At 64.2% G+C, this 16,319-nt stretch carries 18 protein-coding genes; 2 read left to right on the forward strand and 16 right to left on the reverse strand.

Annotated elements, in window-relative coordinates:
• Positions 1–2: 2 nt before the first annotated feature.
• From RS901_RS22870 to RS901_RS22890, 5 genes are all read right to left on the reverse strand, one after another.
• Positions 3–278 (reverse strand): DUF971 domain-containing protein, encoded by a 276-nt coding sequence (locus RS901_RS22870; RefSeq protein ID WP_316156183.1) that lies wholly within the window; start codon positions 276–278, stop codon positions 3–5.
• Positions 275–1,273 carry a HEAT repeat domain-containing protein gene (locus RS901_RS22875; RefSeq protein ID WP_316156185.1) on the reverse strand — a complete coding sequence of 333 codons (999 nt, stop codon included), beginning with the start codon at positions 1,271–1,273 and terminating at the stop codon, positions 275–277. Before RS901_RS22875 ends, RS901_RS22870 begins: the two co-directional genes overlap by 4 nt.
• A gap of 121 nt (positions 1,274–1,394) precedes the next feature.
• Positions 1,395–1,640 (reverse strand): 4Fe-4S dicluster domain-containing protein, encoded by a 246-nt coding sequence (locus tag RS901_RS22880; protein ID WP_010810893.1) that lies wholly within the window; start codon positions 1,638–1,640, stop codon positions 1,395–1,397.
• A 13-nt stretch (positions 1,641–1,653) separates the two neighbouring features.
• Positions 1,654–3,414 (reverse strand): fumarate reductase/succinate dehydrogenase flavoprotein subunit, encoded by a 1,761-nt coding sequence (locus RS901_RS22885; protein ID WP_316156189.1) that lies wholly within the window; start codon positions 3,412–3,414, stop codon positions 1,654–1,656.
• Entirely contained in the window at positions 3,411–4,262 is an 852-nt protein-coding gene (locus RS901_RS22890) for a GntR family transcriptional regulator (RefSeq protein WP_410054217.1), read from the reverse strand. The genes RS901_RS22885 and RS901_RS22890 overlap by 4 nt, the downstream gene beginning before the upstream one ends.
• Positions 4,263–4,503: 241 nt before the next feature.
• Between RS901_RS22890 and RS901_RS22895 the strand changes: the two genes are divergently transcribed.
• Positions 4,504–5,472 carry a chemotaxis protein gene (locus RS901_RS22895; RefSeq protein WP_316156191.1) on the forward strand — a complete coding sequence of 323 codons (969 nt, stop codon included), beginning with the start codon at positions 4,504–4,506 and terminating at the stop codon, positions 5,470–5,472.
• Between the two features lie 277 nt (positions 5,473–5,749).
• Here the strand turns inward: RS901_RS22895 and RS901_RS22900 are convergent, their stop codons facing one another.
• The gene (locus RS901_RS22900) at positions 5,750–6,406 is read right to left on the reverse strand and encodes a peroxiredoxin (protein WP_114133108.1); all 657 of its coding nucleotides are present in this window, start codon (positions 6,404–6,406) and stop codon (positions 5,750–5,752) included.
• Positions 6,407–6,508: 102 nt separating this feature from the next.
• The gene (locus tag RS901_RS22905) at positions 6,509–6,946 is read right to left on the reverse strand and encodes a universal stress protein (RefSeq protein WP_316156195.1); all 438 of its coding nucleotides are present in this window, start codon (positions 6,944–6,946) and stop codon (positions 6,509–6,511) included.
• A gap of 211 nt (positions 6,947–7,157) precedes the next feature.
• Between RS901_RS22905 and RS901_RS22910 the strand changes: the two genes are divergently transcribed.
• Positions 7,158–8,843, forward strand: coding sequence for a SulP family inorganic anion transporter (locus RS901_RS22910; protein ID WP_316156197.1), 1,686 nt, complete (start codon positions 7,158–7,160; stop codon positions 8,841–8,843).
• A 1-nt stretch (position 8,844) separates the two neighbouring features.
• Here the strand turns inward: RS901_RS22910 and RS901_RS22915 are convergent, their stop codons facing one another.
• The 9 genes from RS901_RS22915 to RS901_RS22950 all read right to left on the reverse strand — a co-directional run bounded on the left by RS901_RS22915 (position 8,845) and on the right by RS901_RS22950 (position 16,304).
• A complete protein-coding gene (locus tag RS901_RS22915) occupies positions 8,845–9,039 on the reverse strand; it encodes a hypothetical protein (RefSeq protein WP_018308668.1) in 195 nt (64 codons plus the stop codon).
• A gap of 111 nt (positions 9,040–9,150) precedes the next feature.
• Complete coding sequence (locus RS901_RS38915; protein ID WP_410054232.1) at positions 9,151–9,477, reverse strand: DotU family type IV/VI secretion system protein; 327 nt, start codon at positions 9,475–9,477, stop codon at positions 9,151–9,153.
• A 6-nt stretch (positions 9,478–9,483) separates the two neighbouring features.
• A complete protein-coding gene (locus tag RS901_RS22920) occupies positions 9,484–9,759 on the reverse strand; it encodes a hypothetical protein (protein WP_316156202.1) in 276 nt (91 codons plus the stop codon).
• 3 nt (positions 9,760–9,762) lie between these two features.
• Positions 9,763–10,239, reverse strand: coding sequence for a hypothetical protein (locus tag RS901_RS22925; protein WP_316156204.1), 477 nt, complete (start codon positions 10,237–10,239; stop codon positions 9,763–9,765).
• Between the two features lie 279 nt (positions 10,240–10,518).
• Positions 10,519–12,792 (reverse strand): DUF2235 domain-containing protein, encoded by a 2,274-nt coding sequence (locus tag RS901_RS22930; RefSeq protein ID WP_316156206.1) that lies wholly within the window; start codon positions 12,790–12,792, stop codon positions 10,519–10,521.
• The gene (locus RS901_RS22935; protein ID WP_316156208.1) at positions 12,789–13,406 is read right to left on the reverse strand and encodes a DUF3304 domain-containing protein; all 618 of its coding nucleotides are present in this window, start codon (positions 13,404–13,406) and stop codon (positions 12,789–12,791) included. Before RS901_RS22935 ends, RS901_RS22930 begins: the two co-directional genes overlap by 4 nt.
• Before the next feature lie 40 nt (positions 13,407–13,446).
• Positions 13,447–14,067 carry a DUF3304 domain-containing protein gene (locus tag RS901_RS22940; RefSeq protein ID WP_316156210.1) on the reverse strand — a complete coding sequence of 207 codons (621 nt, stop codon included), beginning with the start codon at positions 14,065–14,067 and terminating at the stop codon, positions 13,447–13,449.
• Positions 14,068–14,079: 12 nt separating this feature from the next.
• Positions 14,080–14,538: a contractile injection system protein, VgrG/Pvc8 family gene (locus RS901_RS22945; protein ID WP_316156212.1), complete on the reverse strand. Its 459-nt coding sequence runs from the start codon at positions 14,536–14,538 to the stop codon at positions 14,080–14,082.
• Between the two features lie 647 nt (positions 14,539–15,185).
• Complete coding sequence (locus RS901_RS22950; RefSeq protein ID WP_316156214.1) at positions 15,186–16,304, reverse strand: dihydrolipoamide acetyltransferase family protein; 1,119 nt, start codon at positions 16,302–16,304, stop codon at positions 15,186–15,188.
• Between the last annotated feature and the right edge of the window lie 15 nt (positions 16,305–16,319).

The raw sequence follows: 16,319 nt of genomic DNA on the forward strand, positions 1-16,319 counted from the left end.
GGCTACAGCGCCTGCAGGTACGGCCACGGGTAGATGCCGCGGTCGTGCCCGTCGCTGAACACGATCTGCACGCCATAGCCCATTTCGCCGAGGGCGACGATCCGCGTGTCGCCTGGCCCGCCCTCCGAAGGCTTGCCGCGGCAGGCGGCGCAACGGCAGGCTGCGCGCAAGCGGCCCGGGTCCAGCGACTGGCACTGGCCGTCTGGCCAGTAGACGCGCAGCGCGCCGTTGGCGCGGGACAGCTCCAGGCGCGTGGGTACGACCATGCCGCCGCTCATGCATGACCCTCCGGCGTGCCGATCTGCGCCAACGCAATGCGCACGGCCTTGCGTACCTCCGGGTCGGCATCGTTGGCGGCTGAGGCAAGGGCCGGCAGGGCTGCCGCATCCCGCAGGCTGCCCAGCGAGAGCGCGGCCTCCTTGCGCAGGTTGCTGATGGCGTGGGCCAGCTGCACCGTCAGCGGCACCAGCGCCGCGCGGTCACGCAGCTTGCCGAGTGCCCTGGCGGCCTGCAGGCGGACCTGCCAGTAGGGGTCTTCCAGCGCGTCGATCAACGGGCCCACGGCTTCAGGGCATTGCAGTTTTCCCAGCGTCTGCGCGGCTTCTTCCCGCACCTGCCAGGCGCCGTCGCGCAGGGCTGCCAGCAAGGCATCGCGCGCCGACGGGTCGGCTGCCAGGCCGAGCGCGCCGGCGGCGGCGCGCCTGACGTCGGTATCGGCATCGCTGGTCGCAGCCTGTGCCAGCGCGGGCAGGGCTTCGCCGCGCCTGAGCCAGCCCAGCACGGCCACGGCTTCTCGGCGCACCGGGGCGGCCGCGTCGGACAGCGCCGCCATGGCCGCATCGAAGCCTGCCGCATAGCGCAGCTCGCGCAGGCCGCGCCACGCGGCCGCCCGGACAAAGGGGTCGCCGTGCGTGACCCACGGTAGCAGGGCGGCGCCGGAGGCGGGCGCCTTCAGTTCCGACAGCCCCTGTGCTGCCGCTTCGGCCACCTCGCGGCTGGGGTCGGCCAGTGCTGCGGCCAGCGCCGGGACGACCGCTTCCTGCTCCCAGTTGGCCAGCGTGCGCGCGGCTTCCGCGCGCACGGATTCGGCCGGGTCCGATCGCAGGCGCTGCAGCAGCAGCGGCACGCCGTCTTCATCTTCCAGGTCGGCCAGTTGCAGCACGGCCACGCGGCGCACCGCGGGGTCGGGGTCGGCCAGGCGCAGCGCCAGCGCGCCGATGGCGGGATCGAGGTCAGACAGGGATTCGTCAGGCAGGGCGGAAGCTTGCGGCATGAATGGCAGTCAGGTCGATATGACGGTCAGGCTGGCGGCGGCCGGTGCCACGGGCGGGCGGGTGCTGGTAAAGGCTTTCATGGGGCTGTCTCTGTGGTGCTGTCGTCATGAAGCGGGGCAATCAACGCAGCAGGTACGGGATCTCGACCCTGACCGCGCCCGTCGGGCAATCCTTCTCGCAGGGCATGCAGTACCAGCACTCGTCGAACTGCATGAATGCCTTGCCTTTGGTCAGGTCAATGGCGAGCAGGTCCATCGGGCAGACATCGACGCAGACCGTGCAGCCCTTGTCGGCAATGCACTTGTCTTCATCGATGGTGACCGGCGCGCTGCTGCGCTGGGCAATCTCATGCGGGGTGTAGGCCATGGCGTGGGTTCCTTCAGGCGGCAGCCAGGGTGGCGTGTTCGGCAATGGCGGCAGCCGGGCCGCGGCTGCCGCGCAGCCGCTGGTAGGCGGTGGCGTCGTCGCCTTCCACCGGGACGATGTACGGCTCGATCGCGCGCTTGTGGCTGACCATGCGCCCGGCTTCATCCTTGCTCAGGTGCGTATGGCAGAACCAGTCCGCATCATTGCGCTGCGGATAGTCGACGCGATGGTGGTAGAGACCCCAGCGGCTCTCGGTGCGGAACAGGGAGGCACGTGCCGCCATCTCGGCGCAGTCGCGGATCGCCATCACCTCGACCGCGCGCATCAGCTCGTGCGGATTGGCGGCGCGGATCTGGCCGATGTCCTCGGCGATGGCGTCAAAGCGCTGCAGGCCGATTTCCATCTTGCGCGTGACCTTGGGCGGCTGCAGGTAGTCGTTGACCATGCGGCGCAGCTTGTATTCCACCTGGGCGGGCGGCAGGCCACTCTCTCGCGCCAGCGGTGCGAACACGCGCGCGCGCTCCGCCTCGACCTGGGCCGCATCGGCTTCAGGCAGGCCGCGGCCGGCGACGTAGTCGGCCGCGTTGTGCCCGGCAAACCAGCCATAGGTGAAGGCGCCCAGCATGTAGTTGTGCGGCACGGCTGCCATGTCGCCGGCTGCGTACAGGCCCGGCACGGTGGTCTCGGCGCGCTCGTTCACATGCACGCCGGAAGCGCTGTGGCCGCTGCAGAAGCCGATCTCCGAGATATGCATCTCCACCATCTGCCTGCGGTAGTCGGTGCCGCGCCCGGCGTGGAACTGGCCGCGGCTGGGCCGTTCGTTGGTGTGCAGGATCGTCTCGATGGTCTGGATGGTTTCTTCCGCGAGGTGGTCCAGCTTCAGGAATACCGGGCCGTTGCCGCCCTGGAGTTCCTGGTAGAACTCCCACATCATCTGGCCGCTCCAGTAGTCGCATTCGATAAAGCGCTCGCCCTTGCCGTTGGCGGTATAGCCGCCCAGCGGGCCGGTCACGTAGGCGCAGGCCGGGCCGTTGTAGTCCTTGATCAGCGGATTGATCTGGAAGCACTCCAGGTTGGCCAGCGCCGCGCCGGCGTGATAGGCCATGGCATAGCCGTCGCCCGCATTGGTCGGGTTCTCGTAGGTGCCCATCAGGTAGCCGGAAGCGGGCAGGCCCAGGCGGCCGGCCGCGCCGCAGCACAGGATCACGGCGCGCGCGCGGATCACGTGGAAGTCCGCGGTGCGGCAGTCGACGCCCATCACGCCGCTGGCGGCGCCGCTGGCGTCGGCCAGCACGCGCGTGGCGACGATGCGGTTGGTGATCTCTACCCGCGCGCGCTTGAGCTGGCGGTACAGCACCTTCTTGACGTTGTGTCCTTCCGGCATCGGCAGCACATAGGAGCCCATGTGATGGACCTTCTTCACAGCGTAGTCGCCGGTCTCGTCCTTCTCGAACCTGACGCCCCAGCGATCCAGCTGCTCGATGGTGGCAAAGCTGTGACGCGCGTAGGCATAAACGGTGGACTGGTCGACGATGCCGTCGTTAGCCACGGTGATCTCGCGGGTGTACTGCTCGGGCGTGGCGTGGCCGGGGATCACGGCATTGTTCAGCCCGTCCATGCCCATCGAGATGGCGCCGCTGCGCTTGACGTGCGCCTTGTCGAGCAGCAGCACGCGCAGCGCGGGGTTGCGTTCCTTGGCCTTGATCGCGGCCATCGGGCCGGCGGTGCCGCCGCCGACGACAACGATGTCGTATTCGTGAGTCAGGGTATTCATGCGGAGGGCTTCGCCTTGCTGGCTGGTTTGCGGGGCCGTGCGCGGCCTGCCGGGGTGGTGACGCTGGTGGCTGGCGCCGTCTTGTGCCGGTCTGCGCGCAGCCGGTACTGGAACGCGTCGCCGCGGAAGTAGAGGAACTCGTAATCGATCGGCGTGCCTTGCGCGTCATGGGTCAGGCGTTCGATGCGCAGCACCGGCGCGCCTTCCTGGATGCGCAGGGCCTGGGTCAGGTCGTCGTCGGCGAGGATGGCGTCGACACTCAGGTCGGCATGGCCGAGCTTCACGCCACAGTCGTTTTCCAGGATCAGGAAGATGTCGCGCGTGGCCAGGTCGGCAGTGAGCAGGCGGCGGCCGACGGCCTCGGGCACCCAGGTCAGCTCCAGCGACACCGGCTCGCGGTTGAGCAGGCGCACGCGCCGGATCTCCACCACCGGATCGCCTTCGCGCAGTCGCAGCTGCGTGGCAACGTGACGGCTGGCAGGTACGCATTTGCAGCTGCGTATCTGGTTCAGGATCTCGTAGCCCATGCTCGACATGGCCTCGGCAAAGCCTTGCAGCGAGGTCACGTTCTGGAAGGCGCGGGGCTTGGAGACGAAGGTGCCCTTGCCATGAATCTTGAAGATCAGCCCCTCCTTCTGCAGGTCTCCCAGCGCCTGGCGCACGGTGATGCGGCTGGCGCGAAAGCGCTCGCCCAGCTCGCTTTCCGACGGCATCTGGTGGTGCGGCGGATAGGTGCCGTCCAGGATGCGGGCGCGCAAGGCGTCCTTGATCTGCGCATAGAGCGGCAGCGGGATCGGTGCCGGCATGGCGGCGGCGGGAACAGGTACCACGTTGGTCCGGGTCGTCATGGGGATCGACATTGCGTGTTATGACAAGTTGGGGACCACTATATGGACGACGCTGTGCCGGAGGAACGAAGCAATCCGGATATGCAAGGATGAAATCCGAACATGCGCTGCGTGGGCCTCTCAACTCCCGTTGCCCCGCGCCGATATCCAGTCATGAACCCTGCCGTCCGCCATCCGCCGCGGCCGCAGGCAGACGACAACGACGGCGGCAAACACCACACGCACGGCACGGGAGCGACGCATGAGCAGTTCCATGAGGGACATCGACGAACGGACCAACCTCACCAACAACAACCAGTTCGAACTGCTGCTGTTCCGGCTTGGCGATGCCGAGCACTCCGGCCAGACGGAGCTGTTCGGGATCAATGTCTTCAAGGTGCGCGAGATCCTGGTGATGCCGCACGTGACGACCGTGGTGGGGGCCAACCCATCTATCCTCGGCATGGCGGATATCCGCGGCCAGGTGATTCCGGTGATCGACCTGCCCAGGCTGGTCGGGTGCAAGCCGCGCGGCGGCCTGGGCATCCTGCTGGTGACGGAATATGCACGTTCGACGCAGGGCTTTGCGGTGGAGGCAGTGGAGGAAATCGTGCGCCTGGAGTGGAACCAGGTGCATTCGGCCGAGGCCAGCGTGCGGACCGGCCATGTCACCAGCATCGCCAAGCTGGATGGGGATTCCGCGGGGGGCACGGACCCGTCGCGGCTGGTGCAGGTGCTGGACGTTGAGCAGATCCTGCGCGATGTACTGCCGACGCGGCAGCCGGACGTGGACCCGGGCACGGTCGGCCCGCAGTTGAGCCTGCGCCCGGGCGCCAAGGTCATTGCCGCCGACGATTCGGCGCTGGCGCGCGGCCTGATCGAGCAGGGGCTGAAGGCGCTCGGCGCGCCGGTGGTGATGACCAAGTCCGGCAAGGAGGCGTGGGAGCTGCTTGACCGCATCGCCGCCGAGGCGGCCAGCCATGGCAAGCCAGTGCAGGACGAGGTGGCGCTGGTGCTGACCGACCTGGAGATGCCGGAGATGGACGGTTTCACCCTGACCCGCAAGATCAAGGCGGACAGCCGGCTGAAGTCGCTGCCGGTGGTGATTCACTCGTCACTGTCGGGAGAGGCCAGCGAGGAGCATGTGCGCAAGGTGGGCGCGGACGCCTATGTGGCGAAGTTCGTGGCCAAGGAACTGGCTGACACTATCCGCGAGGTGCTGACGCGCTGAGCGCCTGGTGGCGGAAGAATCGCAACAGGCACAAAATTCAAACGCCCGCAACCATTCCCGTACCCCGGCCGGTTGCCTATAAAACGGGCACTCCAGTGAGTTCCAGCGCTGGCGCGCCCTTTGCGATTGTCAAGAGGGGGGATATCCACTGAAGCTGTGGATAGTTCCTGTGGACAAGTCGGGCCTCCCGGCCGTGACTGACCGGAAGGCCCGACGGCGGCCGGCGTGACCTCCACGCCTGGCCGCACTCCCTGGTGCTGGCGCTCCTCGCTCCCCCTTATTTGGGTTGCTCCACCGTGCGCAGGTAGGGCTTCAGGGTCTTGAAGCCCTGCGGGTACTTCTTCCTTGCATCCTCGTCCGAGACCGAAGTCGGGATGATGACGTCCTCGCCCGGCTTCCAGTTCACCGGCGTGGCCACGGTGTGCTTGGCATTGAGCTGCAGCGAATCCAGCAGGCGCAGCACCTCGTCGAAATTGCGCCCGGCGCTCATCGGGTACACCAGCATGGCCTTGACCTTCTTGTCCGGGCCGATGATGAACACCGAGCGGATGGTGGCGTTGTCCACCGCGGTGCGCGGGCCGCTGCCGCTGGCCTCGGGGTGGATCATGTCGTAGAGCTTGGCAACGGTCAGGTCGGCATCGCCGATCATTGGATAGTTGATCGCATGGCCTTGCGTTTCCTCGATGTCCTTGGCCCAGCGCTGGTGGTCGCCGACCGGGTCGATGCTCAGGCCGATGATCTTGGTATTGCGCTTGTCGAACTCGGGCTTGAGCCCGGCCATATAGCCCAGTTCGGTGGTGCACACCGGCGTGAAGTCCTTGGGATGCGAGAACAGGATGGCCCAGTTGTCGCCGATCCACTCATGGAAGCTGATCTTGCCTTCCGTGGTGTCAGCGGTGAAATCAGGGGCTTGCTCGCCCAGTCGAATCGCCATGGTTGCGCTCCTTGCAGTTGGCGTGGTGTGGAAACGCGCGTCGCGCGCACTGTTGCCCGCTATCTCGCTATCTCGCTATCTCGTTCTTCGTCCGACCGCCGCCTAGCGGAAGACCAGCACCGGGATCGTGGTGTGGGTCAGGACCTTGTGGGTCTCGCTGCCGATCAGCAGCGCCTGCAGCCCGCGCTTGCCATGCGACGACATCACGATCAGGTCGCAGTCGCGCTGCTGTGCGCACTGGATGATGGCCTGCCAGGGATGGTCGTCGGTGGCGGTGACGGTCTCGCAGGCCACGCCGGCCTGCGCGGCGGCGTGGCTGAGCGTGGCCAGGAAGGTATCCGCGTGGCGCGCGGCTTCTGCGGCAAAGGTGTCCTTGGTGTCCTGCAGGCTGGTCAGCCGGTAGGTCAGTACGTGGTACTCGGGAATCACATGCAGCCCGGTCACGCGGGCGCCGATGCGGCTGGCGAAGGCCATGGCGCGGGCCGCCATCGCGTCGGCGCGTGCGGAGCCGTCGGTAGGCACAAGGAGGTGCTTGAACATGATGGGCCTCCGATTGCAGAAGATTGCCGCGTCCGCCTGGCCCGGTACGCCGTGCGCCCGGGCGAGCCAATCCAGTATAGGAATTGAGTGGCATAAGCGACAGGGCAGACGTGGCGAATATCGCGGCGCAAGCCGCAAGCCGGCGGGCATTAACATGCTGTTATCATCCAATGCACCATCATCATCCTGCACGAACCCGAGGGATTGACGCATGATCGCGCTGCGCGAAGCTTGGCTGGCCGGACTGTTCCGACGCGGCAACTGGCTGCCGAACATCGTGTCGGGCGTGATCGTCGGGGTGGTGGCACTGCCGCTGGCCATGGCGTTTGCGATCGCGTCGGGCGCCAAGCCGGAGCAGGGCCTGTACACGGCCATCGTCGCCGGGCTGGCGGTGTCGCTGTTCGGCGGCAGCCGGCTGCAGATCGCGGGGCCCACCGGCGCGTTTATCGTGGTGTTGTCCGCCGTGACCGCGCGCCACGGCATCGACGGCCTGCAGATCGCCACCCTGATGGCGGGCCTGATCCTGCTGGCGATGGGGCTGACGCGGCTGGGCAGCGTGATCCGGTTCATTCCCGCACCGGTGATCGTCGGCTTCACGGCTGGCATCGGCGTGATCATCTTCGTCGGTCAGTGGCGCGACTTCTTCGGCCTGCCACCGGTGGCAGGCGAGCATTTCCACGAAAAATTCTGGCACCTGCTGCAGGCGCTGCCCCAATGGCACCCGGCCACCACCGCGCTGGCGCTGGGCAGCCTGGCGCTGGTAGTGGGCGCGCCGCGCGTGCGCTGGCTGCGGCGCATCCCCGGGCCGCTGGTGGCGCTGCTGGCTGCCACCGCGGTGCAAGCGCTGTTCCGCTTTGACGGCGTAGCCACCATCGGCACGGCCTTTGGCGGGCTGCCGCGCGGGCTGCCCGTGCCAGCGCTGCCGGACATCACGCTGGCGCGCGTGCTGGAACTGGCCGGGCCGGCCTTCACCATCGCCATGCTGGGCGCGATCGAGTCATTGCTGTCCGCGGTGGTGGCCGACGGCATGGCGGGCACCCGGCACGATTCCAACCAGGAGCTGGTCGGCCAGGGCATCGCCAATATCCTGGCGCCGCTGTTCGGCGGGTTTGCCGCCACCGGCGCCATCGCCCGCACCGCCACCAATATCCGCAATGGCGGCAACAGCCCGCTGGCCGGCGTGGTGCATGCGCTCACGCTGGTGATGGTGCTGCTGTTCCTGGCGCCGCTCGCGGCCAGCGTGCCGCTGGCGACGCTGGCCGCGATCCTGTTCGTGGTGGCCTACAACATGAGCGAGGGGCGCCAGTTCGCGCGCATGGTCCGCCGCGCGCCGCGCGCCGACGTGGCCATTCTGCTGATCACCTTCACCCTGACCGTGCTGACCGACCTGGTGGTGGCGGTCAATATCGGCGTGATCCTGGCGATGCTGCAGTTCCTGCGGCGCATGTCGGCGTCAGTGGAGGTGGCGCGCCAGGATGCCGTGGACGTGGAGCGCGAATTGGGCGACGCCGGCGCCGGCCCGGCCGCGCGCATGCCGCCGGACGTGCTGGTCTATGTGATCGACGGACCGTTCTTCTTCGGTGCCGTGGAAGCCTGCGAGCGCGCGCTGGTGCAGACCCATACCGAGCCGCGCGTGCTGCTGATCCGCCTGGGCCGCGTGCCCTTCATGGACATGACCGGGCTGCAGACCCTGGAGGCCGTGATCGTGACGCTGCAGAAACGCGGCGTGGCGGTGGTGCTGGCCGAAGCCAACGAGCGGGTCAGGGAAAAGCTGGCGCGCGCGGGCGTGCTGGCGGCGCTGGGGGAGGGCAACTACGTGGATTCGCTGGCGCAGGCGGTGCAGCGCTGCAGCGAGCTGGCGGGCGAAGGTGCAGGCGAGGGCAACGCCCCGCGCTGAGTTACTTCTTCTGCCGCGTGCTGCCCGCAGGCTTGGCCTTGGTGGCGTATTCCACGCCATGCTGGGCCAGGTATTCGCGGATCAGCTGGCGCACGACCTGCGACGGTGTCAGGTCCTGCGAGGCGCACAGGGTTTCAAAGGCCTTTTTCTTGACCGGATCGATCAGGATGGTAAGGCGGGCGGTCTTGGATTCCATGAGGGTGTCCGGCTGTCCCGGCCGGTGATGGCGGCGGCGATTGGATGGGCATTATATACAGGGCAAAACAGTGCCGAGGCCAGCGGTTTTTGCAGCTCGCAAACCAAAGCCTTATCTGGCGCGGCTGACAGGAAATCCCGCGGTGGCACCAGCCGGCTGCCGACAACTGCCACAGGCAGCGATGGAGCCAATGTTCTCGGGCACTGATTCCACCAGACGGCCCGGGATTTGGAACACCTTGGTGCCGCCCTGGCGGTCCTGATGGAAGGTCGAGGCGAGAGCACTCCTCGGCCATGCGCCGAGCGAATCCGCAATGCCACCACCCCATTCTGTGTGGCTGACCGCCTCATCCAGCCCCGTGCACAGCGCGTAATGCGCGGCGGAGGTGTGCTTGCGGTCGATGTTCAGCCGGTTGCAAATCGCCTGGAAGTCCCGCAGTTCCTGTTAAAGCAGCGCACGCAGCCGCTCCACCTTGCCGCGCTCTTCCATCTTTGCCGGGATTTCAGCGAGTGCGCGCAATAGCCGTCTGGCGGCTTCGTACAGTGGATTTCGCGCGCCAGCAATTTCCGCGACCCGGGCCTCGATGGATTTGCCGGCGGGCAGCAGCGCCGCGATCGGCTCCTGCCTTTCCCGCCCCGTCACCGCCTGCCTGGAGGTGGAACCTTGCGCCGGCGGCTTCGGCTTTGGTGCGGGGTCGTCATTGTTCAGCCACGCGGTCATGCTTTACCTCGTGCTTACACGCGATTTAGCGAGATGCCTGTTTCGAAGTTTTCCAAGAATAAATCCAATTAATGCATAGCAAGGTATTCCAAAATAAATTGGAAGAGCAAATAGAAATTCAAAAAACTGAGCGAATGGAGCTAGATAATTTTCAGCTATATCAACCCCCAATTTTGTATCCAATATCCATACTAATACTGTTATAAATATTGACCAAGAGAGATATATTAACGCGCCAATCAATGCGCCTAGAATGCTATATAAAATTGGTGGGCTCTTCCTCCCGGGCAGAAGGGCAATCAGGATTCCTATGAACGCGCATATAAGCGTCAGCCATTCGGCGTAGGCTCGGATAACCATCCAGCGGTCGTTACCTGCTCGACATGTGGCATCGCCAGCAGCTTCTAGGCCAAGCGCTAGCGCAGCGCCGAACAGCACTCCAACAAGGCCGTAGCCAATGATTTTTTTCCAGTTCAGCATCGTCACTTCCGCAACATCAAGTTATCTTGGATAGATTAGGCCCTGTTTTTTGATGCTCTCCATCAGGCCCTCTTTCGGAAGCGTCATTGTTCATTGTCGAGCTAGGCGGTCATGCTTCGTCCGCTTGGCCAGGACCGTCGTTGGCAATGCGTACCGCATGCGCATTGACGACCCAGGAGGAACGACAAAGGCGAAAGACGGTTGTTGCTGGGTCGCGTAGTTCATACGTGGTCTCCAAGGTTGATGGATTGGATTCTGTGGAACGCGAACGGGCTGTTGTCAGGTCGCACGTTTTTGCGCACTGCCCGTCATGCCGAGGTACTGGATCTTCTTGTCGCCGCCAACAAAGAAGCTGCGAACCCAGCCGTACCCGCCTGGCGCGTACTCATGGAAATTCGGTACGCGGAACCAAGCGCGGCTGTCGTGGATGTAGTTGTCAAGCAGTTCGATGGCCGCCTTCTCGCGCAGAGCAAACTCATCTACCGCTTTCGGGGCAGTGGTCGCAGTCAGATAGGAAATCATCTCCGGAGCCGGCTTGACCAGCACATCATCAATGGCGTAATAGGACCGGAGGGCGGCGGTGGAAACCAGCGCATCGGGGTCCACAAGCACAACGTTGGGTGAATCCGCTTTCGCGCGATCTGCGCTGGGCACCGCAAGATGTTCGCCAGACTTCTTGATCGTGCCGCCAACGGCGCCACCAATGGAACCGACGACTGCACCGACTATTCCACCGGGAGCGCCGGTAGCAGCTCCCTTACCAGCGTCATCGAGGCCGAACAGGCGCATGACAGACTCTTTGCGCACGTTCAAACTGGCCTGCTGCTCCGGATGAAGTAAGCCCAACAGAAGCTGGAATTCTTCCGCTGCCTCCAGCAAGTCGGTTCGGTCATTGGTGACAAGCTCGTCAGCGCCTTCCCCGGCGCGGCGTTCCGCAGGGTCTTTCCCGGCAGCTTCCGCCATGATGTCCCACTCGCGCTTGGTAATGGCTGCTTCATTCGCCGCGGCTTTGGCTCGGATGGCGGCCATTTCTTTCATGTCATCCATGATCTGAGGAATCGCCTGGCGCTGTCCGGAGTACGCTTGCAGCCGCGCAGCCTGCTTACATAGCTCGGCCTTCTCTTCGCGCAGCCGCAGAAGCTCGGGATCGTTCTGCTTGCGCCGCTCGGTTTCGAGGTCGAGCTGATGAGGCGTCAGTTTCGCCTCGCACTTCTCCGTCGCATAGCGATAGAAGGGCTGATTGGTGATGTAGGAACCCGTGTGCCAGCGAGCACGCAGTGTGCGCCATTGCAGACTCTGGCGCAGGCCGAATTCCAATGCCTTCTCCACGCTGTCAATGGTGGGCAGTTTGGCCCGCCATTCGTTGAAGGCTTTGGCGACAGCCGGGTCAATGGTGAAATCCGTAAGCACGGGGGCAGGCATGCAGTCTTCTTCGCTCTTGGCATCCGCGGTGTACAACGGCACGCCTACCTTCAGCGCTTCGATATACATCTCGTGCAGCGGAATCTTGCCCAGCCGGTGTCCCTCGCCCTTGACCGACTTGCCCTGCTCGCCCGGCGCGTAACTGCCGCCCACGTCCGAGTGCACGCCAGGATACGGCACTTCCAGCACTTTGCGTTTGAGCGTGGGGTAGCTGTCGCTTTGCCGGATGGAATCCAGCGGGAAGCTCATGCGCTGCTCATGCATCGAAAAGAAATGAACGCAATGGCGGACTTGCGGCGGAATGTCCAGGGCGCCGCCGCGCGCGGCCCAGAAGTGACCGTCAAATGTGCCAATGTCCACGGCGGCACGGAACGAGTCAGATGGCCCGACCGATGCCACCGTATCAAACAGGCCCATGAAGTTGACTTCATACTCGATCTTGTCGGCCAGCTTGCCATTCTTGGCCCAATCCTTGAGCAATATGCTGACGAAGACGCGAGCACCCGCCGCGCCACGTGAGAAGCCAAAGACATTGATGTAAGCCTTCTTGACGAGCCGGTTGCGTTTGCACTGCTGGACCAGCGATTCATAAAGGCTGCCAAGGTGCTTTTCCTTGGTAGTGAGCAAGGAGGAATTGAGGCCCCAATCGAGCTTATCGCAAATCTTGGCGGCATCGTCATCCTTGATCAGGTCGTCACCATGTACGCCAGTCATTGCTTCATGTACACCATTTAGTACACGGGTATAGCCCCAGACGCAGCGCTTGGCAAAGCCGCTGGCGAAGGCCTTGCCGCTGCTGCTGTAGGTGTGCTCACCCAGTTCTGGGAACGGTGTGCCAACGCCTGCCATGTAGTAGCTGAAGATCCCCTTCAACGGGCGATGGGGGCAGGCATTGAACAGCCGCGCTACATTTGTATGCGTCTTGTAAGTCGAGTCTCGCCAGCTTCTTCTAGTCTTGGGGTCGTCGTTGTTGTTGGTGCCGTCGAAGAACAGATTAATGTGGATGATCTGTTCACACGCCCCAAGCACATCATTGACCGTCGTCTTGCCGAATTCGTAGGCGCGCTTTCCCTCAGGAAGGCGGCCTGTGTCGGTTTCTGGCATGGTACTAGGCAAGCGGAAAGCGCTCATCGATATCTCTCCTGGAGTTCCTTGGTTTGGGCGTCATCACGCACGCCTTGCGCGACAAGTGGATCGTCTTCGGCAGGTCTCACATTGACATCGTTATGCCCATTGGTATTGCCATCCGCGACCATGACTTTCACTCGGTCACCCGGCAGGAAGATGGCCCAGAAGCCCGATGTGCTCGATCCATATTGAGGTACCGTGACAGTGGCCGTAAGCACTTCGAATTGGCTCCTGTCTTTGTAGTCGTAAGGTTTGCGGTCGCGCTCCCATTCAATGTGGAGTTGCGTGTTGGGCTTCCACGGTTGGGGAATGCCGATGCAACATCGCTCGCCCGCTTCACCGGGCCCTTCCTTGCCGGCGCGAATCATATTGCCGCCGCCACCTTCCATGCCACGCGGGCCGCTAACGCTGAAACTGTGGATGTAGTCCGGTGAGTAGTTCAGGCCGCGCACGCCACCCGCATAGATGACTTCCTTGCTGGCGCCTCTAGATGCATTGGCTGGCAGATCAGCACGCGACTCCTCCGAGCATGCGGACATGGTGCCGACCGTGCCCAGCAGCACCAGGGCGGTGAGCCATGGGTGCGTGCGCTTCCGCTTCAAGCTACTTGTTTTCATTGTTGGTCTCCCTTTGCAGCGCTAGGCAAGCGGAAAACGCTCATCGATATCTCTCCTTGAATTCCTTGGTTTGGGCGTCATCACGCACGCCTTGCGCGACAAATGGATCATCGTCGGCTGGTCTGACATTGACATCGTTATGCCCGCTGGCATTGCCATCTGCCACCATGACTTTCACTCGATCTCCCGGCAGGAAAATGGCCAAAAAACCCGACGTGCTCGATCCATACTGAGGCACTGTGACCGTTGCACGCATCGCTTCCAAGCCGTTCTGGATGTCGCCGTCATAGGGGGAACGATCCAGTTCCCACTCGATTTCCAGCTTGGTATCGGGCTTCCACGGCTGGGGAATACCGATACAACACATTTCCGCACCACCTCCGCCGGGACCATCTTTCTGGGCTGGACTGACATTGGGGCCGCCCCCCTCCATTCCACGGGGGCCGCTAACGCTGAAACTATGGATGTAGTCAGGGGAGTAATTCAGCCCGCGAACTCCGCCCGCATAGATTGTTTCCTTGCCGGTGCTACTACCCGGGCTTGCTGACGGGGCAGAACGCGATTCCCCCGAGCATGCGGACATGGCGCCGACCGTGCCCAGTACCACCAGGGCGGTGAGCCATGATCGGGTGCGCTTGCTGCTCAAACTACTTGTTGTCATTGTTGGCCTCCCTTAGTTGCTCAACACCGCTTCCACGATTTCCAGGACATTCATGTTCTGGTATCGATTGAAGGTGCTGGTAAGCGTCGCCAGCCACAGCCAGGGGCGCAAGGTCAGGCGATAGAGGATGCGCTCATTCCCGTGGAATGGTCCTCGCACGTCAGTCACGAGGCCGGTAATCTCGCGCTTGCCTTGGCCGAAGCCGCCCGCCAGGCCTGTGCCGGAGCCATCCAGCTCGATGCTGACGGTCAACTCCTTGCCCTGCATGGCTTCCATGTCGAAGTCGCCCGCGGGGCCGTACAGGACGTTGCGGGAGTCGGGCGTCTTCAGTTCCAGGTACGCAAATAGGGAATTGATGCCTTCGATGCCGGACAGCCGGGAGAACACCAGCAGCGGCTGCCCCAGCAACTCCGGGAGGCCCTCACCGGACACGGTGACGGTACGAAACGAAGTTGGCCGACGATTGCACATGCAAGCACGCTCCGCGAAAATGGATTGGTGGCTGTGGCAAGCAGCCGACGGGCTATTTTGCGAGGCAATCGTTGCGCCCGCATCAAGGAGGCATCAATACGGATGGGATGATATTGAAGGCGATGTCCATCGGTAAATCAGACGTTTCCTAAAAATGACTCGTAATGATTGAAGTCAGAATTAAGATAATCCGAATTATCCTGAATGAGTTTCATTGACGGATGCGAGCAGACGAACGAATGACGGCGCGCGGAAAATTCTCCGCGACGCCGGCGCAAATCATGCGCTGCGGCGAGGCGTTGCATAAATCAGATTGAGAAAAAAGCTCCTCCGAGCTGATGAAATCAGGCGATGCGGACGGATTGAAGGCGGGCCGGATAGTTGACCTGGAACGGTCGATAGATAAGAAGATTCATCTGGGAGATTGGCGCTCATCCCCTGCCGGCGATGCCACTACTCGCGGGGATGATTTCCGCCAACATACGCTAGCCGCGGGCGGCCAGCAGCAAACAACGGGGCCGGCATTTCCTTCCTGTCGAGCGAATTTCCCACCCCTCTCCTTTCTCGCGGGAGCGGGGCGCGTCAACGACGGCCAGCAGCATTGTCAGAAGCCATCGGCCGGCCAGTGTGCCTGCTGTCGGCCAGATTTACACCGCCATCTCCAGATCCGCAATCACCGCCGCCAAAAACCGCGCTGCCTCCCCACCCGTCACCACGCGATGGTCAAAGGTCAGGCTCAGCGGCATCACCCGGTGCACCGCCGGCACGCCGCCGGCCGCCACCACTTCCTCGCGCACACGTCCCGCACCCAGGATCGCCACGGTCGGCGGCACCACGATAGGCGCGGCATAGCGCCCCGCGATCATGCCGAAGTTGGACAGCGTGATGGTGTTGCCGCGCATCTCCTCCGGCGCGATGGTGCGCGCGCGGATATCGGCGCGCATGCGGTCCAGGCCGTGGCGCAGGTCTGCGGCATCGCGGTTGCCAACGTCGCGCAGCACCGGCACGAACAGGCCCTCGGGCAGGTCCGCCGCGATGCCGACGTCGATCTTCTTGAGCACGTGGCGGCGGGCGGTCTGGCCTTCGTACCAGGCATTGAGGCCGGGCTCGGCGCGGCAGCCGGCCACCAGGGCGCGCACCAGCCGGATGGTGACATCGGCGCCGGGCTGCCAGGCGTGGATGTCGGCGTCGTCCATCACGGTGGCGGCGGCCACTTCGGCTTGTGCACGCGCCATGTTCTGCGCCATCGCCCGGCGCACGCCGCGCAGCTGTTCCGGCGCGCCCAGTTCGGCCAGCGTGCTGGCTACCCGCTCCACGTCGGCGGCGGTGACCACGCCCTCGGCGCCCGATGCCGTGGCCATTGCCAGGTCCACCCCCAGCCGGCGCGCCAGCGCGCGCACTGCCGGCGTGGCCTTGACGCGCGCGGCCATGCCCGCGGCGGGTGCCGCGGTGCCCGCGGGCGCGGCTTCATTGACCACGTGCGTGCCGACCTGGACCGAGCCCACCACGGTGCCGGCGTCGGCATCCTCGCCCGCACCCTCGAAGCCGACCAGCGGCGCGCCCAGGTGGACGATATCGCCGGGCTGCGCAAACAGCTTGCCGATGGTGCCGGCATAGGGCGACGGGATTTCCACGATGGCCTTGGCCGTCTCCACTGACAGCAGCGGCTGGTCAGCGGCCACGGTGTCGCCGGTCTTGACGTGCCAGGTCACGATCTCGGCCTCCTGCAGGCCTTCGCCCAGGTCGGGCAGCTTGAAGACTCTCATCGGCACTCCTTGCCT

The organism is Cupriavidus sp. BIC8F, from assembly GCF_032465815.1.
Lineage (GTDB): Bacteria > Pseudomonadota > Gammaproteobacteria > Burkholderiales > Burkholderiaceae > Cupriavidus > Cupriavidus necator.